Origin of the sequence: Methylobacterium sp. J-068 (genome assembly GCF_022829445.1) — a bacterium.
Lineage (GTDB): Bacteria > Pseudomonadota > Alphaproteobacteria > Rhizobiales > Beijerinckiaceae > Methylobacterium.
Window position 1 is genome coordinate 345825 of record NZ_JAKSXY010000122.1, and the last position, 21081, is coordinate 366905.

A 21081-nucleotide genomic window follows, 5' to 3' on the forward strand; every position below is an offset into this window, starting at 1 on the left:
CAACCAGGGATTTAGCGCCACACCGTCATTTTCCGAACCGCTCGAATTTCGGGAAGCTCCGGGTCATCAGGGCGCCCGCGTCGGAGCGGTGGCCCATCCACTTCTCCAGAATGCCCGCGTTGGCGAGCCGTGCCTCGCCGCCGGTCTCGCGCCAGGGCAGGCCCTCGGCCAGGGTGAAGATATGCGCGTCGAGGAGTGTGGTCTGGCGGCAGCGCTGCAGGCGCACGCCCTTGCCGCGCACCATCTCGGGCAATTCGCTCAAGGGAAAGACCAGCATCAGCCGGTCGGCGCTGCACACCGCGACATGGTCTCCGGTGCCAGGCACCAGCACGGCCGCAGTGGCGGGCTCGTCGAGGCCCATGATGCCCTTGCCCTTGCGGGTATTGGCCACGAGCGCATCGGCGGGCGCCAGGAAACCACGCCCGTCCGAGGCGGCGACCAGCACCCTGGTGCCCGGCTGGTAGGGCATGGCGGCGACGATCTCGGTGCCGTCGTCGAAATCCACCATCAGGCGGATCGGATCGCCGAAGCCGCGCCCGCCCGGCAGCTTGGCCGCCTCCAGGGTGAAGACCTTGCCGTTCGAGGCCAGCACCAGGATCTTGGCCGTGGTCTCGCTGGGAAACGACAGCTTCAGGCCGTCATCGCCCTTGAAGGCGATGCCCGAGAGGTCGGCGACGTGCCCCTTGAGGGCGCGGATCCAACCCTTGTTCGAGACGATGACGGTGATCGGCTCGCGCTCCACCATGGCGGCGGTGAAGTCGATGCCGGCGGTGTCGGGGGGGTTCTCCAGGGTGGTGCGCCGGGCGCCGATCTTGGTCTCGGGGCCGAAGGTCTTCTTCACGGCGCGGATCTGCTTGGTGATGTCGGCCCATTGCAGCTTGTCGGAGCCGAGCAGGCCCTCGATCCCGGCCTTCTCCTGCGTCAGCGCGTCGAGCTCGCGCTTCATCTCCATCTCCTCGAGCTTGCGCAGGGAGCGCAGGCGCGTGTCGAGGATGGCGTTGGCCTGCACCTCCGTCAGCTCGAAGCGCTTCATCAGGGCGGGCTTCGGCTCGTCCTCCTCGCGGATGATGCGGATGACCTCGTCGAGGTCGAGATAGACGATGAGCAGGCCGCCGAGGATCTCGAGGCGCCGCTCGATCTGGGCCAAGCGGTTGCGCGAGCGGCGCTGGAGCACGACGCGGCGATGGTCGAGCCACTCGCGCAAGGCCTCGGCCAGCCCGATGACGCGGGGCACGAGCCCGCCCACCAGCACGTTCATGTTGAGCGAGATGCGGGACTCGAGTTCGGTCAGCCGGAACAGCGATTCCATCAGGACCACGGGATCGACGTTGCGGGCGCGCGGCTCCAGCACGATGCGCACGTCCTCGGCCGATTCGTCGCGCACGTCGGCCAGAAGCGGGAGCTTACGCTCCTGCAGCAGTTCCGCGAGCTTCTCGATCAGGCGCGCCTTCTGCACGCCGTAGGGGATCTCGGTGACGACGATGGTCCAGGTGCCGCGCCCGAGATCCTCCTTGGCCCAGCGCGCGCGCACGCGAAAACCGCCGCGCCCGGTCCGATAGGCCTCGGTGATCGCGTCCGCGCCGTCGATGAGAATGCCGCCGGTGGGGAAGTCCGGCCCCTTCACGAAGGTGAGGAGCTGGGCGGAGGTCGCCTCCGGGTGGGTGATGAGGTAGAGCGCCGCGTCACAGAGTTCGGCCGCGTTGTGGGGCGGGATCGAGGTCGCCATGCCGACCGCGATGCCCTGGGAGCCGTTGGCCAGCAGGTTCGGGAAGGCGGCGGGGAGCACCACCGGCTCCTCCTCCTGCCCGTCGTAGTTCGGGCGGAAATCCACCGAATCGTCGTCGAGCCCCTCAAGGAGGAGGCGCGCCACCTCCGTCATCCGGGCCTCGGTGTAGCGCTGGGCGGCGGCGTTATCGCCGTCGATGTTGCCGAAATTGCCCTGGCCGTCGACCAGCGGATAGCGTTGCGCGAAGTCCTGCGCCATGCGCACCAGCGCGTCGTAGGCCGCCGTGTCGCCATGCGGGTGATACTTGCCGATGACGTCGCCGACGATGCGGGCGCACTTCTTGAAGGCCGAACTCGGGTCGAGCTTCAGCAGGCGCATCGCGAACAGGATGCGGCGATGGACCGGCTTCAGGCCGTCGCGGGCATCGGGCAGCGCCCGGTGCATGATCGTCGAGAGCGCATAGGCGAGGTAGCGATCCTCCAGCGCGGTCTTCAGTTCGACGCTCTCGATGCCATCGGGATTCGATGGCGGCTCGAAGGGCTGGCCCATGGCGAACTCCCGGGCCGCACCCGACCCAAATCAGAACAAAACACGAACGAGATCTAGGCGGTCCGCGTACCCAATGCAACGAAGCGCGTGCGCTCCTCCGGGACCGGGATGGCACGCGGCCCCCAGATGTGCTGGTCGAGGAAATACCCCGTCAAGGTAAACCCCTCGGTAACGTCCCGCGCGTCGGGTGTCATCGGCAGGGCGGCCCCGGGCTCGCGGGCGCGCAGGAAGTCGGGCAGCGCCAGCAGTCTGTCGCGATACGGCTCGCCCGCCGAGGCGCTGACCGCCCGGCCGCTGCGGGGCGAGACGTAGATGAGCGCATCGTTGCCCCCCGTGGCGGCGCAGGCCGAGAGATCGAGCCCGAAGCCGAGTTCGGAGAGGATCGCGAGTTCGAACCGCACCATCAGGGGCGGGGCGATGTCGGGATCGTGCAGGTGCGCGACAAGGAGGCCGGCCGCTTCGAAGAGTTCGGGATGCGGATCGCGCTCGGGCAGCAGGCGCAGCAGGCCCGCGAGATGGCTCACGCCGTAGAGCGCCAGCCCCGAGCCCATCAGGCGGGCGGCCGACGAGGCGACGGGCTCGACCGCGAAGGCCCCCAGGCTCTCGTCGAGGCGCGCCCGCCACGTCGCCTGGACCCGGTTTCCGGGTTGCAGCACGGGCTGCATCCGGCGCGAGCGCCCGCCATGCACGAGGCCGAGATGGCGGCCATGCGCGCGGGTCATCAGTTCGAGGATGACGCTGGTTTCGCCCTGTCTGCGCAGGCCGAGCACCAGGCCTTCGTCGGTCCATTGCATGAGCCCGTCTTACGGGGCCGCTCGCGCGTTGAAAACGCGGCGGGATGGCGCCGATTGCAGGCGCCGAAACACTCGCGCGGAACGGGAAAATCCGTAGGCTCGGCGGAGTTCGAATCGAGGCCCGCCATGTCATCCCCTCCCCGTTGCCGGCACGGCGTTCGCCCGGCCCTCCTGATGACGCTCGCGGCGCTCGGCCTCGCCGGCTGCACGCCGCGCGGGTCGAGGCCGGCGCCCTCCCCCACCGCTTCCCTGAACGAGCGCCTCGCCGCCCTCGCCGCGCGCCAGACCGTGTTCGGCGCGATCTCGCTGATCCCGGTGCGGTTCGAGCACAGCCGGGTCTCGAAGCCGTTCGTGGACGAGGGGCGTACGCTCTACTGCGTGTCGAGTCGGATGAAGGGCCGCACCTTCGGCAAGGCGGAGCGGCCGAAGGTGATCATTCAGGACACCAAGGGCGTCCTCACCGTCGTCGACGAGGACAACGAGGTCTGCGAGGGCCACCGCACGGACCCGCTGCCGGAACTCGATACGCCGGTTGCCGGCAAGAATCCGACAGGCGGCACTGGCCCGACGGGCGGCGGGACCTGAGGCGCCCCGTCTTGCACCACCGCCGCCGCGATGGTTCGGTGGCGCCATGCCGGACACCCCCCTCGCCCTGAGCCTCGACCTCATCGCCCGCGCACACCCGCATCCGGTGGCCGACGATGCCACCGCGCTGAAGCTGATGACCGACGCGGAGCTGGCGCCGGGCCTCGCCGCCGCGATGGCGGCCCGGCCGATGCCGGCGGAGGGGCTCTGGGTGTTCGGCTACGGCTCGCTGATCTGGCAGCCGGAATTCGCCTATTCGGAGCGCCGCCTCGGCACGGTCCACGGCTATCACCGCCGCTTCTGCCTCCTGCAACGGCGGTTTCGCGGCAGCGTCGACCGGCCCGGCCTCGTGCTGGCCCTGGACGCGGGCGGCTCCTGCGAGGGCGTCGCCTTCCGGCTCACAGGGCCGGAGGCCGCCGAGACGCTGCTGCCGGTCTGGCGCCGCGAGATGCGCGGCAACGGCTATCTCGGCCGCTGGGTGGCGGTGGAGACCGCCGCCGGTCCGATCCAGGCCCTGACCTTCCTGGTGAACCCTTCGAGCGACCGCTACACCGGCCCGATCTCGGACGAGGCCATCGCCGACCGGATCGCCACCGGCGCCGGCCATCTCGGCCCCAGCGCGGAATACCTCTTCCGCACCGTGGCGGCCTGCCTCGCCGAGGGCATCCACTGCCCGCACCTGCTGAGACTGCAAGGTCTGGTGGCCGAGCGGCTTGTGGCCAGCCTGGGAGCTGCGTGAAGCACACGCTTTCTCGCTTGCGTCACACGCATAGGAGCCTCGAATCTCCAGCGATCGTGGAAAGAAATTTGGAAGCGCTCTGCTTTACAGCGGCCGTGTGCATCAGGTGCGCTCAAGCAAACGCTTCTCCACGCTCGGCCGCACAATTAGCGCTTGCAAGCCAAAGCAACTTCTGCGAGCAATGATAAAATATTGAGCGCTGAAGGGGCATAATCGTGAGCATCGAAGAAAAGCTTCGAACCCTTGCGGATCGGATAAAATCCCATTCCAGCGCCATGCTGACGGAAGAAGCAGTCAAGACAGCAATTATTCTCCCGTTCCTAGCCGCCCTTGACTACGATGTCTTCAACCCTAACGAGATTGTCCCAGAATTTACAGCAGACGTCGTCGGCAAAAAGGGAGAAAAAGTCGATTACGTAATAAAAGTTGATAATGAAATTCGTATCCTAATCGAATGCAAGCCGATCACAACCAATCTCGACAAAATTCACTTGGCCCAACTTTATCGATATTTCTCAGTCACATCAGCAAAATTTGCAATCTTGACAAATGGTCGGACATTTCATTTTCATACAGATTTAGAATCTCCAAATAAGCTGGATGATCGGCCTTTTTTCACTTTCGATCTTGCTGACATTCAATCTCAATTCATAGCCGAACTGCGAAAATTTTCGAAAAGCGAGTTCAGCATCGATGGCATTCTTCAATCGGCTCATCGCTTAAAGTATACCTCCGCCATTAAAAAAGAAATCATTGCCCAGATGGAGACGCCGAGTGAAGAATTCGTGCGCCTCCTAATTACCCCCGTTCAGACTGGGCGCTTTACAGCCGCCGTCCGTGAACAGTTTACGCCGATGGTCAAATCGGCCTTCCGCGAAATCATTCGAGACTCCGTCCAATCACGCCTGTCTACCGCCTTAGCGGAAACAGAAATTATCGACCCTGTACTTGAGACTGCTGTTGTCGATGAGGATGAAATTGTAACGACGGAGGAGGAGCGTGAAGGTTTCATGATCGTCCGCGCCATCGTTCGCGAGGTACTGAAACCTCACAGAGTCGTCATGCGCGACCAGAAAAGTTACTGCGGTATTCTAGCAGACAACAATAATCGTAAGCCGTTGGCACGCCTGCACTTCAACCGCTCGATAAAATACCTTGGTCTCTTCGACGGAGAGAAAGAGGAGCGTGTCAAGATCGACAGCCTCGATCAGATCTACGAATTCACTGATCGCCTGCGGGCCACAGCGCGGCTTTACGCCGAAGGCAATGCGGTCAAGAGTGAAACTGCGGTGGCATCGTAATTTTGCTCAATTCACCTCCACTTGCACCACCCCCGGCACCGCCCGCAGCGCACCGGCGATCTGCGGGGTCGCCTGATACCGGCCCGGCAGCTTGACCTCGACCTCGCGCGCGCCGTCGAGGAGGAGGATGAGCGAGACCTCGCCCTCGCCGCGCACCTGGAGGCGCTGCTGCACGGAGGCGATCGGGCGCTCATCCTTGAGGTAGACGCGCATGCCCTTCTGGTGGCGGGCCACCGCCACGTCGAGGGGTTCGGCGGTCATGATCCGGGCGCGCACGTCCTCGCCCTCCAGGTTGGCCTGAAGCTGGAGCACGAGCGGCCGGCCGGGCTCGAGGATCTCGCGATACTGGCCGAGGCCCTCCGAGAAGATGATCGCCTCGAAATGCCCGGTCTGGTCGGACAGGATGACGATGCCGAGCTTGTTGCCGGTCTTGGTCCGGCGCTCCGAGCGGTCGAGGACGGAGGCGGCGACGCGGCCGACGCTGGTGGTGCCGGCCCGGACCGCGCGGCAGAACTCCGCCCAGGTCTGCACCCGGAGCTTGCCGAGCAGATCGCCGTACTCGTCGAGGGGGTGCCCCGAGAGGAAGAAGCCGATGGCCTCGTATTCCTTCTTGAGCTTGTCGGCCATCGGCCAAGGGTCGTAGGCCGGCACCCGCAGGGTGACGTCGGTCGACGTGATCCCGCCGAACATGTCGTCGATGCCGGTGCTGGCCGCCTCCGCCGCTCCTTGCGCGAGCTTCATCATCGGCTCGATGGCGGCGCAGGCCCGCGCCCGGTCTGGCTCGATGGTGTCCATGGCGCCGGCCGCCACGAGATTCTCCAGGGTGCGCTTGTTCAGCATGCGCGGGTTGAGCCGGCGCGCGAGGCAGGCGAGGTCCTTGAACGGACGATCCGCCCGCGCCTCGATCAGCGCCTCGACGGCGCCCCGGCCGACGCCCTTGATCGCCGCGAGCGCGTAGTGGATCCGGCCCTCGCGCACCTCGAAGCCGACGCCCGAGGTGTTGATCGAGGGCGGCTCGACGACGATCTTGAGGCGCTGCGCGTCCTGGCGGAACTCGGCGAGCTTGTCGGTGACGTCGATGTCGAGCTGCATCGCGGCGGCCAGGAATTCCACCGGATGGTTCGCCTTGAGGTAGGCGGTCTGGTAGGTCAGCAGGGCGTAGGCGGCGGCGTGGCTCTTGTTGAAGCCGTAATCGGCGAACTTGGCGAGCAGGTCGAAGATCTCGTCGGCCTTGGCCTTGGTCAGGTCGCGCTCGACGCACCCCTTCACGAAGCGCTCGCGCTGGGCGTCCATCTCGGCCTTGATCTTCTTGCCCATGGCGCGGCGGAGCATGTCGGCCTCGCCGAGCGAGTAGCCGGCCAGGACCTTGGCGACCTCCATCACCTGTTCCTGGTAGACGATGATGCCGAAGGTCTCCTTCAGGATCGGCTCCAGCTTGGCGTGGGGATACCAGCTCGCCTCGTTGCCGGCATCGCGCCCGAGCTTGCGCTCGCAATAGACCGGGATGTTGGCCATCGGGCCCGGGCGGTAGAGCGCCACCAGGGCGATGATGTCCTCGAAGCGGTCGGCCTGCATCTCGACGAGCGCCTTGCGCATGCCGGCGGATTCCACCTGGAACACGCCGACCGTCTCGCCGCGTTTCATCGGCTCGTAGGTCTCGCGGTTGTCGAGGGGTAGGCTCGCCAGATCGACGATGATGCCGCGCTTGGCCAGGAAGTCGGTGCAGCAGCGCAGCAGCGTGAGGGTCTTCAGGCCCAGGAAGTCGAACTTCACGAGGCCGGCGGCCTCGACCCACTTCATGTTGAACTGGGTCACCCGCATCCCGGTCTTCGGGTCGCGGTAGAGCGGCACGAGCTGTTCCAGCGGCCGGTCGCCGATGACCACGCCGGCGGCGTGGGTCGAGGCGTGGCGGTGCAGGCCCTCCAGCTTCTTCGAGATCTCCATGAGGCGGGCCACGATCGGCTCCTCCTCGATCGCCTGCTGGAGCTTGGGCTCGCCCTCGATGGCCTGGACCAGGGTGACGGGATTGGCCGGGTTCTGCGGCACCAGCTTGGTGAGCTTGTCGACCTGCCCGTAGGGCATCTCGAGCACCCGGCCGACGTCGCGCAGCACGCCGCGCGCCAGCAGGGTACCGAAGGTGATGATCTGCGCCACCTGCCGCTCGCCGTAGCGCTGCTGCACGTAACTGATCACGCGCTCGCGGCCCTCGACGCAGAAGTCGATGTCGAAATCCGGCATCGAGACGCGCTCGGGGTTGAGGAAGCGCTCGAACAGGAGGCCGAAGCGAAGCGGGTCGAGATCGGTGATGAGGAGCGACCACGCCACCAGCGAGCCGGCGCCCGAGCCACGGCCCGGCCCCACCGGGATGTCGTGGTCCTTGGCCCACTTGATGAAGTCCGACACGATGAGGAAGTAGCCGGGAAACTTCATGCCCACGATAACGTCGAGCTCGAAGGCGAGACGGTCGCGGTAGACCTGCTCGGTCATGCCCGGCGCGGTGCCGTGCCGGGCCAGACGCAGTTCGAGGCCGGCCTCCGCCTGTCGGCGCAGCTCCGCCGGCTCGTCGAGGGGGGGCGCCGCCTCGACCTCCGGTGCCGCGGCGTCGAGGGCCGCCACCACGCCGAAGTTCGGCAGGATGGGCTTGCGGGTGCGCACGCGGTAGGCGCAGCGCATCGCGACCTCGACGGTGGCGTTCAGCGCGTCCGGCAGGTCGTGGAAGAGCGCGGCCATCTCCGCCCGGGTCTTGAAGCCGTGGCGCGGGGTGAGCTTGCGGCGGCGGTCGTCGGAGACGAGGCGCCCGTCCGCGATGGCCAGCAGCGCGTCGTGCGCCTCGTAATCGCCCTCGCGCGCGAAGAACGGCTCGTTGGCGGCCACCACCGAGAGCCCGTTGGCGTCGGCGAGCCGCAGCAATTCGCGCTCGACCACGCGCTCGTCGGCCAGACCGTGGCGCAGGATCTCGACGTAGAGATTGTCCTCGCCGAAGGCGCGCTTCAGCTGCGCGAGGCGGTTGGCGGCAAGCTCCGCCCGGCCCATCCGCAGGGCGCCGTCGAGGGGGCCGGTGGAGCCGCCCGTAAGGGCGATCAGCCCGGCGCCGGATTCCACGAGCGCCTCGACGCCGACGCGGGGGGCGTCGCCGAGCGCCACGTCGAAATAGGCCCGGCTCGCCAGCCGCAGGAGGTTGCCGTAGCCGGTCTCGTCCTGGGCCAGCACGACGATGTTGGCGGTGCCGGCCTGTCCCTGCCCGACGCGGGCCATCGGGTCGGGCGCCTCGAAGGCGACGGTGAGTTGCAGACCGGGGATGGGCTGGATGCCGGCGCCGGCGGCCTTCTCGGAGAATTCGAGGGCCCCGAAGAGGTTGTTGGTGTCGGTGAGCGCCAGGGCCGGCTGCCGGTCGGCCGCGGCCGCCTTGACGATGTCGCCGACCTTCAGGGCGCCTTCGAGCAGCGAGAACGAGGAATGGACGTGGAGGTGGACGTAAGCCGGGTCTTTAAGGATGCGCGCCATGAGACCACACCAGCCCGAGTCGGGGTTTCCAATCCATTAGAAACCGGAGGCCCGGCACGTTTGGCTGTGGACCGGCGCACCGGTGTGCCCGCGCCGCAACGCTATCGCAACGGGCCCAGTGCGACGGCCCAGGCGGCGATGGAGACCGCCAGGAGCCCGAAGGCCATGAACTCGACCGCGCCCGTCAGGATCATCCGCTTGAACATGAGCATCGCCTTTCGTTGATGCGCCGAGTTTTGTTCTTGTTTTGTTCTATGTAAAGACCGGAACGGACCTGCCTCTTGATAGGGTTGATGTTTCCTGAAGACGCCGCCGAACGGCCCCCCCGGAGGCTCGACCGCGACGGGCTCGTGTCCATCGCCGCGCGGCGGCGGCGCGCGGCCGAGATCGAATTTCGAATGCCGACGCCTCGCGGGATGATATAGGCCCCGCCCCCGAAGAGCGGTGAATTCGCCTTTTAATTCACAAATCACCACATATTGATATAATTTTCGCCTCAAACGCGCATTATACACCTGGACCTCGGGGTCACCACGCAGCGCGTCGGTCCAGATGCAGATTCACCTCGTCGCCGTGGGCTCGCACGGAGATGTCCTGCCCATCCTCGCCCTCGGCGTGGAACTGATCCGTCGGGGCCACGGCGTGATGCTGGCGGCCCCGGCGCCCTTCGAGGCGATGGCGCGCCGCGCCGGCGTGCCCTTTCACGGCCTGTGCACGCGGGCGGCCTATGAGCGCGCGATGCGCGAGCCGGACCTCTGGCATCCGAGGCGCGGGGTCGGGACCCTGTTCTCCGAATTACCGGAGTTCACCGAGCAGACCTACGCCTGGCTCGCGCAGCGATCCCGGCGCCTGCGCGAGACCCTGGTGGTGGCCTCCAGCCTCAGCCTCGGCGCGCGGATCGCGCAGGACAAGCTCGGCCTGAACGTCGTCACCGTCCACGCCATGCCGCTCCTGGTGGAGAGCCGCCTCGCCGCGCCGCTCCTGCCGGGCCTCGGCCTCGGGCGGCTGATGCCGTCCCGCATGCGTCACTGGCTCGGACGCGGGGCGGACCGCTACGTCATCGGTCCCGCCGCCCTGCCCCGCCTGAACGCCCTGCGCGCCCGCCTCGGCCTCGGCCCCGTGCGCCGGCTCCGGCACTGGTGGAACAGCCCGTCCCGCGTGCTGCTGATGTTCCCGGACTGGTTCGCGGCCCCGCAGGCCGATTGGCTGCCGCAGGCCGTGCAGACGGGCTTCCCGATCGTGGACCGCCTCGGCGACGCGGAGGCGCTGAGCCCGGCGCTCACCGCCTTCCTGGCGCAGGGGTCGGCTCCCCTGGTCTTCACCTACGGCTCGGCCATGCGGCGGGGGCGGTTCTTCTTCGAGACCGCGACGGCCCTGTGCCGGCGCATGGGCCGGCGCGGCATTCTCCTCGCTCCGCAGGACGGACAGGTGCCGCAGACCCTGCCGGAGGGGCTGATCCACGCGCCCTACGCTCCCTTGAGCGCACTCCTGCCGCGAAGCGCCGCCCTGATCCATCACGGCGGCATCGGCACCGTGGCCCAGGCGCTCGCCGCCGGCATTCCCCAGTTGATCGTGCCCGTGGCCTTCGACCATTTCGACGAGGGCGAGCGGGTCCGGCGGCTCGGCCTCGGCGCGACCTTGAGCCGGCGCCGCTTCACGCCGGCGCGCGCGGCACGACGCCTCGACCGGCTGCTGGCCTCGCCGGAGGTCGCCCGGCGCTGCCGGCTGGTGCGGGAGCGGATGGCCGGGGAGGACGGCGTGTCCTCCGCCTGCGACCGCATCGAGGCGATGATGGCGGGCTGAAGGCCGCTCCGGCCCGGGACCGCGCCTTTAGGGCAGCTGCTCGATCAGGCCGTCGCGGATGGTGACGCGCCGGTCCATGCGGGCGGCGAGATCCATGTTGTGAGTGGCGATCAGCGCGGCGAGCCCGGAGGCGCGCACCAGCGCGACCAGGATGCCGAAGACGTGGGCCGCCGTGTGCGGGTCGAGATTGCCGGTGGGCTCGTCGGCCAGCAGCAGGCGCGGGCCATTGGCGACCGCGCGGGCGATGGCGACGCGCTGCTGCTCGCCGCCGGACAACTCGGCCGGCCGATGCACGAGGCGCTCCTTCAAGCCGAGGAAGCCGAGGAGCTCGGTCGCCCGCGCCCGCGCCTCGCGGTTCGAGAGCCCCCGGATGAGCTGGGGCATTACCACGTTCTCCAGGGCGGAGAACTCGGGCAGCAGGTGGTGGAACTGGTAGACGAAGCCCATCTCCTCGCGGCGCAGGCGCGTGCGCTCCCCGTCCGCCATCCCGGCGGTGGGAGTGCCGCCGATGTAGATCTCGCCGCCGTCGGGCCGCTCCAGCAGGCCGGCGAGGTGCAGGAGCGTGCTCTTGCCGGCGCCCGAGGGCGCCACCAGGGCGACAAGTTCGCCGGGCCAGATCGCGAGGTCGGCCTGTCGCAGGATCTCGAGGGCGCCCGCCCCTTGCGCGTAGCGGCGCTCCACCTTGGCGAAGAACAGGGCCGGGACCGGCTGCGCGCCGGGCGCCTCGGCATTCGTGGTCATGGCGGTCCTGGGCTCAGCCGTAGCGCAGGGCCTGCACCGGATCGAGCCGGGCGGCGCGCCACGAGGGATACAGCGTCGCGATCAGCGACAGGGCGATGGAGGTGACGACCACCACGGTGATCTCGTTCGCGTTCATCTCGGCCGGGATTTCGGCAAGGAACCGCACGGTCGGGTCCCAGGCGGAGGGGAACAGCACCCGCTGGATGCCCTTGATGTTCACCGTGATGAGGATGCCGAGCGCGAGGCCGCTCAGGGTGCCGACGATGCCGATGAGCGCGCCGTTGATGAGGAACACCCGCATGATCGTGCCCGGCGTCGCCCCCATGGTGCGCAGGATCGCGATGTCGCTCGACTTGTCGCGCACCAGCAGGATCAGCCCCGAGATGATGTTCAGGGTCGCCACCACGACGATGAGGCTGAGGATGAGGAACATCACGTTCCGCTCCACCTCCAGCGCGCCGAAGAAGGTGCGGTTGCGCTGGCGCCAGTCGGTGAGCAGCACGGGGCGCTCGGCGGCCATCTCCAGGTCGGGCCGCATCGCCGCCACGGTCTCGGCGTTGTCGAGATAGACCTCGATCAGGCTGACGTCGCCGTCGCGGTTGAAGAAGGCCTGGGCCTCGGTGAGCGGCATGAACACGAAGGTCGAGTCGAACTCGGTCATGCCGATCTCGAAGACCGCCTTGACGGTGTAGCCCTTGGTGCGGGGCGCCGTGCCGAACGGGGTCGAGGCGCCTTTCGGCGTCAGCAGGTTGATCTGGTCGCCGGCCTGCACGCCGAGGGATTCGGCGAGCCGCCGGCCGATGGCGACGCCGGAGCCGTCGTCGAAGCCCTCGAGGCTGCCGCCCTTGATGTTGCTGGCCACCGCGCCGATCTTGTCGAGGTCCTCGCCCCGGATGCCGCGCACCAGCACGCCGCTGCCCGCCCCCCCGTAGGGCGAGGATGCGAAGGCCTGCCCCTCCACCAGGGGGATCGCGGCACGGACACCGGCCACCTTCGACAGGCGCTCGGAGAGGTCGGCATAGTCGGTGAAGAGCTTGTCGATCGGCGAGACGAAGACGTGGCCGTTGATGCCGACGATCTTCGACAGCAGTTCCGTGCGGAAGCCGTTCATCACCGAGAGGACGATGATCAGCGTGGCCACGCCCAGCGCGATGCCGAGCAGAGAGAAGAACGCCACCACCGAGACGCCGCCGCCCCGGCGCCGCGCCCGCAGGTAGCGCCCCGCGATGATCCACTCGAACCCGGCGAAGGGCGGCGTGCTCCCGCGCCGGAACCGTGCGCGAAGTCCCGCGAGCCTGTCCGTCAGGGCCCCCGCCATGATCGCCTCAGATCCGCTTCAGGCGGGCGAGAAGGTCGATCGGCGCGATGGTCTCGCGCTCTCCGCCGGCCCGGCGCTTCAGCTCGACCTTGCCCTCGGCGAGGCCGCGCGGCCCGACGATGACCTGCCAGGGCAGGCCGATGAGGTCGGCGGTGGCGAACTTGGCGCCCGGGCGCTCGTCGCGGTCGTCGTAGAGCACGCTGAGGCCGGCGGCCTCCAGGTTGGCTTGGATCTCGGCGCAGGCCGCGTCGGTGGCGGCGTCGCCGGTCTTCAGGTTGATCAGCGCCACGTCGAAGGGCGCCACAGAATCCGGCCAGACGATGCCGGCCTCGTCATGGGAGGCCTCGATGATCGCGGCGACAAGCCGGCTCGGGCCGATGCCGTAGGAGCCCATATGGACGGGCCGCTCGACGCCGTCCGGTCCCGTGACCTTGGCGCCCATCGGCTCGGAATACTTCGTGCCGAAGTAGAAGATGTGCCCGACCTCGATGCCGCGCGCGGCCATCCGCTTGTCCTCGCCGACCTCGGCGAAGGCTTCCGGCTCGTGCATCTCGGAGGTCGCGGCGTAGAGCGAGGTCCAGCGGTCGACGGTGCCCTGGAGGCCGGCGACGTCGTCGAAATCGGTGGTGACCGGCGGAATCTCGAAGTCGAGATACTGGCGGTCGCAGTAGACCTCGCTCTCGCCGGTCTGGGCCAGGATGATGAATTCGTGGCTGAGATCGCCGCCGATCGGCCCCGTGTCGGCCCGCATCGGGATCGCCTTGAGGCCGAGGCCCGCGAAGGTGCGCAAGTAAGCCACGAACATCCGGTTATAGGCGTGGCGGGCGCTCGCCTGATCGATGTCGAAGGAATAGGCGTCCTTCATCAGGAACTCGCGCGAGCGCATGGTGCCGAAGCGCGGCCGCACCTCGTCCCGGAACTTCCACGAGATCTGATAGAGGTTCTTCGGCAGGTCCTTGTAGGATTTCACGCTCCCGCGAAAGATCTCGGTGACGACTTCCTCGGCGGTGGGGCCGAACAGCATCTCGCGGTCGTGGCGGTCGGCGATGCGGAGCATCTCCTTGCCGTAGGCCTCGTAGCGGCCGGATTCGCGCCAGAGATCGGCCGACTGGATCGACGGCATCAGGATCTCGATGGCGCCGGCCCGGTCCTGCTCCTCGCGGATCACCGCGCAGACCTTGTTGAGCACGCGCAGGCCCAGCGGCAGCCAGGCGTAGATGCCGGCGGCCTCCTGGCGCACGAGCCCGGCGCGCAGCATCAGGCGATGGGAGACGATCTCGGCCTCCTTGGGCGTCTCGCGCAAGGTCGGCAGGAAGTAGCGGGAGAGACGCATGGAAGGCCCTGGAAACGGCGTGCCAGCGGGTCGGCGGCACGCCGGGGCACACAACACATTGCATCGGGAAAATACAAGCGCGGCCGGGTGACACCGATCCGCGCAATGGCGCCCCCTTACGCGGCGCGATCCGGAAGACACCCGCCGTTCCGGTAGAAAAGCGCAGGAATGTTTCACGAAGGAGGTGACAATGGGAATTCTTATTCCTATAAGCGCCTCCGTGATGGTCGCGCCGCCCAAGCAGCGGTGCCGCACGGTCCGAGTCTCGGGAGGAATTTCAGCCGCCACGCCGTCAGAAATGCGTGAGACAATCGAGGCTGAGCAAATACCATCTTCACAAAAGCAAGGCTTAGGCCTTGCTTTTTTTATGTCCGGCTCCGTGCCGTGCTCCCGCGCGCGTGCCTTTGTCTTACAGGCCCGCCAGCTCGAAGACCTGAATCGCAGCGAGGAAGACCACGCTCGAGAGAAGCGTGGTCAGGATCGCCTTCTCGCGCAGGCGCGGCGCGGCGGGTGCACCCGGATCCTGCCCCGGTACGATCAACGACGGATCGTTCTCAACCTGATTGCGCAGGGGCAGGATGACGAAGAGCAGGGTCCACCAGACCACGAAGTACAGGGCCAGCGATCCGAACACCGTGAGCTTGAACAGATTCACGGCGAGGACGACGACGCCGGCCAGCACCCCGGCGATCACCGCGAGGGTGCGCGGCGTGGAGGCGGCCAGGGTCTGGAGGAACGCTCCCATGGCGGCTTAGACCTGCTCCAGCTCGACCAGCGTGCCGAGGAAATCCTTCGGATGCAGAAACAGCACCGGCTTGCCGTGCGCGCCGATCTTCGGTTCGCCGGAGCCGAGCACGCGCGCGCCCTGCGCCTTCAGCTTGTCGCGGGCGACCAGGATGTCGTCGACCTCGTAGCAGACGTGGTGCACGCCGCCGTTCGGGTTGCGCTCGACGAAGCTCTCGATCGGCGACCCCTCGCCCAGCGGCGACATCAGTTCGACCTTGCTGTTGGGCAGATTCACGAACACCACCGTGACCCCATGCTCGGGTTGCGGCAGCGGCTCGGTGAGCGTGGCGCCGAGCGTATCGCGGTAGATGGCGCAGGCGGCGTCGAGATCGCGCACCGCGATGGCGACATGGTTGAGGCGTCCGATCATGGTGTGCTCCCTCCGTTCCGAAACCGTACCGACCCACCCTCCCCCCGCGCGGGGGGAGGGTCCGGAGGCTCACACCTCCACCACCTGCACGTGGCAGGCGGGCTTCTTGCCCCAGACCTCGTTCACCGCCGAGCGGATCGCCCGGTCGACGGCCTTCTCGACGGCCTCCGCGTCCTTGCGCTTGGGCTTCGAGAGGCCCGAGAGGGTGCGCGAGACCGAGTCGACGACGACATCCAGCATCGGCTGGCCGGTCCGGCCGCGATTGGGCAGGCCGATGATGTCGATGGCGGGCTCGCCCAGGATTTCGCCCTGCACGTCGATCGCGATCGCCACCGAGACGAGGCCGGCCTGCGAGAGCTTGCGGCGCTCCGGGATGGCCCGGTCCTTGGCGTCGATCAGGACGTTGCCGTCCTTGAACAGGCGCCCGGCCTTGACGTGGTCCACGATCTCCGGCGTGCCGGGCGCGAGGCGCACGACGCTGCCGTTGCGGGCCTTGACGATGTTCGGCACGCCCTGGGCGCGGGCAAAGCGCGCGTGCTCGTCGAGATGGAGGGCCTCGCCGTGGACGGGGATCGCCGTCTGCGGCCGGGTCCAGGCATACATCTCCGCCATCTCGTCGCGCCGGGGATGGCCCGAAACGTGGACGAGCTTGGTCCGGTCCGTGACCACCTCGATGCCGGCATTGATCAGGTCGTTGATGATCGCGCCCACCGCCCGCTCGTTGCCCGGGATGGCGCGCGAGGAGAAGATGACGCGGTCGCCGGCGGCGAGCGTGATGTCGGGATGGTCGTCGCGCGAGACGCGAGCGAGCGCGGCGCGCTCCTCGCCCTGCGAGCCGGTGAGCAGCGCCACCACCTTGTCGCGCGGCAGGTAGCCGTAGCTGTCCGACGAGCGGAATTCCGGCAATCCGTCGAGGAAGCCGCACTCGCGGGCGACCGCGATGACCCGGTCCATGGCGCGGCCGACCGCGATGACCTCGCGGCCGCAGGCCTGGGCCGCTTCGGCGACCGCGCGCATGCGGGCGACGTTCGAGGCGAAGGTCGTCACCGCGACGCGGTGGGGCGCGTCGGCGATGAGTTCGCGCAAGGTCGCGGCGACCTCGGCCTCGCTCGGAGAGCGGCCTTCGCGCACGACGTTGGTCGAGTCGCTGATCATCGCCAGGATGCCCTCGTCGCCGAGCGCCCGGAAGGCGGTCTCCGAGGTCACGTCGCCGAGGATCGGGGTCGGATCGAGCTTCCAGTCGCCGGTATGGAGCAGGAGGCCGTGCGGCGTGCGGATGGCGACGGCGTTCGATTCCGGGATCGAGTGCGAGACGGGCACGTACTCGATCTCGAACGGGCCGACCTGAACGCGGCGCCCGGCCTGGATCTCCTTGAGGATGACCTTGGGCGCGCCCGGCTCGCTGAGGCGGCGGGCCTCCAGCAGGTTCTTGGCGAAGCGCGTGGCGTAGACCGGCGCCTTGAGCTTGGGCCACAACTCACCGATCGCGCCGATATGGTCCTCGTGCGCGTGGGTGATGAAGATGGCGAGGAGGTCGTCCTTGCGCTCCTCGATGAAGCTCAGATCGGGAAACATCAGGTCGATGCCGGGGAAACCTTCCTCGCCGGCGAAGCCCATTCCGCAATCGACCATGATCCACTTGCGCCGCTTGGGCGGCCCGAAGCCGTAGAGCGCCGCGTTCATGCCGATCTCGCCCACGCCGCCGAGCGGCACGAAGACGAGTTCGTCTTGCCCTGTCGTCATTGTTCGTCAAACCTCAAGCCGCCGTCGCGGCCGTTCCCAGATGCACCTCGCCCGCCGTCACGGTCCGTCGCGTTCCATCCTCCGATCGGACCACGAGCCGTCCGGCCCCGTCGATCGTCTCGAAAATTCCCTGTACGAGAGTGTCGCCCGTCCGCACCGAGACCCGCGCGCCGATCCCGGCAGCGTCGGCGATCCAGCGCTCGCGGATCCTCTCGAATCCACGGCCACAATCCCAGAGTCGCGCGGCGTCGACGATCGTATCCGTCAGGTGGACGAACAGATCCTCGGCGCGCGTGTCGTACCGCATCTGCCTGAGGCACGTGGCGGGATAAGGCAAGCCCTGTGGGGTCACCGCGACGTTGACGCCGAACCCCATGACCACGGCCCGGCGCCCACCCGGCCGCGCCTCCGCCTCGAGAAGCAGGCCCGCGAGCTTGGCGCCCGAGGCCAGCACGTCGTTGGGCCATTTCAGGTGGACCCCCGAGACGCCGGCCGCCTTGAGCGCCTCCGACAGGGCGACCCCGGCGACGAAGCCCAGGGTCGGGACCCGGCCGGGCTCTACGTCGTCCACCGGCCAGAGCAGGCTGGCGGTGAGGTTGCCGGGCTCGGAGGCCCAGGCATTGCCCCGGCGGCCGCGCCCCGCCTCCTGCCGGTGGGCGACCACCCAGAGGGGGCCGGACTCACCGGCGCGAAAGCTCTCCAGCGCCTCGGTGTTGGTGGAGCCGAGGCGGTCATGCACGTGGAGGCGGTGACCCTGCTCCCGCGCCCGGACGCCGAGGCCGTAGCCGCTCAAGGTCCTAGAACAGCGATTTGGCGGCGGCCCCCGCCGCACCGACGAGCGGGGCCGGCACGATCCAGAACAGCACGACCACCACGCTCGCGAGCCCCAGGACGATGCGCAGACCCGGCGCCATCGGCTCGTAGGCGGCCACCGGCTCGTCGAAATACATCACCTTGACGAGGCGGAGATAGTAGAACGCGCCGACCACGCTGGTGACGACGCCGATCACCGCGAGCGCCACGAGGTCGGCTTTGATGGCGGCGGCGAAGACGTAGTACTTGGCGAAGAACCCGGCCAGCGGCGGGATGCCGGCGAGCGAGAACATCATCGCGGCGAGACAGAACGCCAGGACGGGATGGGTGCGCGAGAGGCCGGAGAGATCGTCGACGGTCTCGAACATCTGCCCGCCGCGACGCAGCGACAGCAGCACCGCGAAGGCGCCGAGCGTCATCGCGAGGTAGATGATCATGTAGACCACCACGCCGCGGATGCCCTCCTGCGAGCCGGCGGCGAGACCGACCAGGGCGTAGCCGACATTGCCGATGGAAGAATAGGCCATCAGGCGCTTGATCGAGCGCTGGCCGATGGCCGCGAACGAGCCGAGGGCCATCGAGGCGATCGCCACGAACACGATGATCTGCTGCCAGATCGCGGTGACGTCCGGGAAGGCGCCGATGAAGAGGCGCACCGTCATCGCCATGGCGGCCATCTTCGGCGCCGAGGCGAAGAAGGCCGTCACCGGGGTCGGCGAACCCTCGTAGACGTCCGGCGTCCACATGTGGAACGGGACGGCGGCGAGCTTGAAGGCGACGCCGGCCGCCACGAACACGATGCCCAGCACGATGCCGAAGCCCGCCGTGCCGTCGAGGGCCGCGACGATGCCGGGGAACGAGACCGTGCCGGTGAAGCCGTAGACCAGGGAGGCGCCGTAGAGCAGCATGCCCGAGGAGAGCGCGCCGAGGACGAAGTACTTCAGCCCGGCTTCCGTCGATTTCAGATCGTCGCGGTGGAAGGCCGCGATGACGTAGGCAGCGAGCGACTGCAGTTCGAGGCCGAGATAGAGCGAGATCAGGTCGTTGGCCGAGGCCATCACCATCATGCCGATGGTGCAGAGCACGAGCAGGATCGGGAATTCGAACCGGTCGATGCGGGCGCGCTGGAAGTAGTCGCGCGAGAGCAGGATCGTGGCCGCCGAGCCGATCAGGATCAGCGCCTTCATCACCTTCGAGAAGTTGTCGACGATGAAGGAGCCGTTCAGCGTGGTGATCCGGGCACCCGACTGGGACATCACCGCGAAGAGCGCGACCACGAGAAGGATCAGCGCGCCGACATTGACGCCCTCGGCGGAGCGCTCACCCCGGAACGCACCGTAGAGGATCAGCACCAGCACGCCGACGCTGAGGATCAGCTCCGGCAGGGCGGGCCCGAGCGCGGGCAGGACGATCTGAGCGGCGTTCATCGGGTCAAAGCCTTCAGCGCGACACGGGCGGCAGGGTGGCCGCCGCGGTCTGCGTGTTCGAGAGCGCGGTCCGCATGCTCTGCATCAGCGCCTCGGTGGAAGGCGCGAAGGTGTCGAGCACGGGGGCCGGGTGGACGCCGTAATAAATCGTCAGGGCGACGAGCGGCGCGATGATGATCTTTTCGCGAAGATCGAGGTCGAGGATCCCCTGGAGGCTGGGCTTCTCGAGCTTGCCGTAGATCACGCGGGCATAGAGCCAGAGGGCGTAGCCGGCCGAGAGGATGATGCCGAAGACCGAGAAGAACGCCACCGTCGGGTTGGCCCGGAAGGCCCCCATCATGGCCAGGAACTCGCCGACGAAACCGGAGGTGCCGGGCAGGCCCACATTGGCCATGGTGAACACCATCATGGCCGCCGCGTAGAGCGGCATGCGCTTCACGAGGCCGCCATAGGCCGCGATCTCGCGGGTGTGCATCCGGTCGTAGACCACGCCGACGCAGAGGAAGAGCGCGCCCGAGACGATGCCGTGCGAGATCATCAGGAACAGCGCGCCCTGGATGCCCTGCTCGTTCAGGGTGAACAGGCCGAGCGTCACGAAGCCCATATGCGCCACCGACGAGTAGGCGATCAGCTTCTTGATGTCGGTCTGCATCAGGGCGATCAGCGAGGTGAAGATGATGGCGATCACCGAGAGGGCGAACACCATCGGGGCGAAGCTGTGCGACGCATCCGGGAACATCGGCAGCGAGATCCGGATGAAGCCGTAGCCGCCCATCTTCAGGAGAATGCCCGCCAGGATCACCGAGCCGGCCGTGGGCGCCTCCACGTGCGCGTCGGGCAGCCAGGTATGGACCGGCCACATCGGCATCTTCACCGCGAAGGAGGCGAAGAAGGCGAGCCAGAGCCAGGTCTGCATCTCCACGGGGAAGCGGGTGTGCAGCAGGGTCGGGATGTCGGTGGTGCCGGCGTGCCAGTACATCGCCATGATGGCGAGCAGCATCAGCACCGAGCCGAGCAGCGTGTAGAGGAAGAACTTGAAGCTGGCGTAGATGCGCCGCTTGCCGCCCCAGATGCCGATGATGAGGAACATCGGGATCAGGCCGGCCTCGAAGAACAGGTAGAACAGCACCAGGTCGAGGGCCTGGAACACGCCGATCATCGTCGTCTCTAGGACCAGGAAGGCGACGTAGTATTCCTTCACCCGCTTATCGACGGAGAGCCACGAGGCGCCGATGCAGAACGGCATCAGGAAGGTGGTCAGCAGGATCAGCGGCATCGAGAAGCCGTCAACGCCGAGCTTGAACCGCGTGGTCTCGCTCAGCCAGGCATGGCTCTCGACGAGTTGGAAGCTCGCGGTCGTCGCGTCGTAGCGGCCCCAGGCCACCAGCGAGAGCAGGAAGGTGGCGAGGGTCGTCGCGAGCGCGGCCCAGCGGGCGTTGCGCTTCGAGGCCTCGCTCTCCTCGCCGAGGGTGAGGATGAAGGCCGCGCCGCAGAGCGGCACGATGAGGAGGCCGGAGAGGATTCCGAGGCCGAACATTAGCGGGCGCTC

Annotated in this window: 16 protein-coding genes; 4 read left to right on the forward strand and 12 right to left on the reverse strand. The window is 67.8% G+C overall.

The window, feature by feature from the left end; translation table 11 throughout:
- Nucleotides 1–25: 25 nt before the first annotated feature.
- Nucleotides 26–2275 carry a DNA topoisomerase IV subunit A gene (gene parC / locus MKK54_RS21925; protein ID WP_244014198.1) on the reverse strand — a complete coding sequence of 750 codons (2250 nt, stop codon included), beginning with the start codon at nt 2273–2275 and terminating at the stop codon, nt 26–28.
- A 53-nt stretch (nt 2276–2328) separates the two neighbouring features.
- Nucleotides 2329–3069 carry a DNA repair protein RecO gene (recO, locus tag MKK54_RS21930; protein WP_244014200.1) on the reverse strand — a complete coding sequence of 247 codons (741 nt, stop codon included), beginning with the start codon at nt 3067–3069 and terminating at the stop codon, nt 2329–2331.
- A 126-nt stretch (nt 3070–3195) separates the two neighbouring features.
- On the opposite strand from recO, the gene MKK54_RS21935 reads away from it, so the two are divergent.
- From MKK54_RS21935 to MKK54_RS21945, 3 genes are all read left to right on the forward strand, one after another.
- On the forward strand, nt 3196–3654 hold the full coding sequence (locus MKK54_RS21935) for a hypothetical protein (protein ID WP_244014202.1): 459 nt from the start codon (nt 3196–3198) through the stop codon (nt 3652–3654).
- A 46-nt stretch (nt 3655–3700) separates the two neighbouring features.
- Nucleotides 3701–4393, forward strand: a complete 693-nt coding sequence (locus tag MKK54_RS21940; RefSeq protein ID WP_244014205.1) for a gamma-glutamylcyclotransferase — start codon at nt 3701–3703, stop codon at nt 4391–4393.
- Nucleotides 4394–4608: 215 nt separating this feature from the next.
- Complete coding sequence (locus MKK54_RS21945; protein WP_409564223.1) at nt 4609–5694, forward strand: type I restriction endonuclease; 1086 nt, start codon at nt 4609–4611, stop codon at nt 5692–5694.
- A gap of 6 nt (nt 5695–5700) precedes the next feature.
- On the opposite strand, the gene dnaE is transcribed toward MKK54_RS21945, so the two are convergent.
- On the reverse strand, nt 5701–9198 hold the full coding sequence (gene dnaE / locus MKK54_RS21950; RefSeq protein ID WP_244014207.1) for a DNA polymerase III subunit alpha: 3498 nt from the start codon (nt 9196–9198) through the stop codon (nt 5701–5703).
- 552 nt (nt 9199–9750) lie between these two features.
- Here dnaE and MKK54_RS21955 point away from each other — a divergent pair.
- Complete coding sequence (locus tag MKK54_RS21955; protein ID WP_244014209.1) at nt 9751–11001, forward strand: glycosyltransferase; 1251 nt, start codon at nt 9751–9753, stop codon at nt 10999–11001.
- Between the two features lie 27 nt (nt 11002–11028).
- On the opposite strand, the gene MKK54_RS21960 is transcribed toward MKK54_RS21955, so the two are convergent.
- From MKK54_RS21960 to MKK54_RS22000, 9 genes are all read right to left on the reverse strand, one after another.
- Nucleotides 11029–11742 carry an ABC transporter ATP-binding protein gene (locus MKK54_RS21960; protein ID WP_244014211.1) on the reverse strand — a complete coding sequence of 238 codons (714 nt, stop codon included), beginning with the start codon at nt 11740–11742 and terminating at the stop codon, nt 11029–11031.
- Nucleotides 11743–11755: 13 nt separating this feature from the next.
- Entirely contained in the window at nt 11756–13060 is a 1305-nt protein-coding gene (locus MKK54_RS21965; protein WP_244014213.1) for a lipoprotein-releasing ABC transporter permease subunit, read from the reverse strand.
- A gap of 7 nt (nt 13061–13067) precedes the next feature.
- Nucleotides 13068–14393: a proline--tRNA ligase gene (gene proS / locus MKK54_RS21970; RefSeq protein ID WP_244014215.1), complete on the reverse strand. Its 1326-nt coding sequence runs from the start codon at nt 14391–14393 to the stop codon at nt 13068–13070.
- Between the two features lie 409 nt (nt 14394–14802).
- Nucleotides 14803–15138: a DUF1467 family protein gene (locus MKK54_RS21975; RefSeq protein ID WP_244014217.1), complete on the reverse strand. Its 336-nt coding sequence runs from the start codon at nt 15136–15138 to the stop codon at nt 14803–14805.
- Between the two features lie 6 nt (nt 15139–15144).
- The gene (mce, locus tag MKK54_RS21980) at nt 15145–15549 is read right to left on the reverse strand and encodes a methylmalonyl-CoA epimerase (protein WP_244014219.1); all 405 of its coding nucleotides are present in this window, start codon (nt 15547–15549) and stop codon (nt 15145–15147) included.
- A gap of 69 nt (nt 15550–15618) precedes the next feature.
- Nucleotides 15619–17292 (reverse strand): ribonuclease J, encoded by a 1674-nt coding sequence (locus MKK54_RS21985; RefSeq protein WP_244014221.1) that lies wholly within the window; start codon nt 17290–17292, stop codon nt 15619–15621.
- A gap of 13 nt (nt 17293–17305) precedes the next feature.
- Entirely contained in the window at nt 17306–18085 is a 780-nt protein-coding gene (locus MKK54_RS21990; RefSeq protein WP_244014223.1) for a biotin--[acetyl-CoA-carboxylase] ligase, read from the reverse strand.
- Nucleotides 18086–18089: 4 nt separating this feature from the next.
- Complete coding sequence (gene nuoN / locus MKK54_RS21995; RefSeq protein ID WP_244014225.1) at nt 18090–19532, reverse strand: NADH-quinone oxidoreductase subunit NuoN; 1443 nt, start codon at nt 19530–19532, stop codon at nt 18090–18092.
- Between the two features lie 13 nt (nt 19533–19545).
- Nucleotides 19546–21069, reverse strand: coding sequence for an NADH-quinone oxidoreductase subunit M (locus tag MKK54_RS22000; RefSeq protein WP_244014227.1), 1524 nt, complete (start codon nt 21067–21069; stop codon nt 19546–19548).
- Nucleotides 21070–21081: the final 12 nt, after the last annotated feature.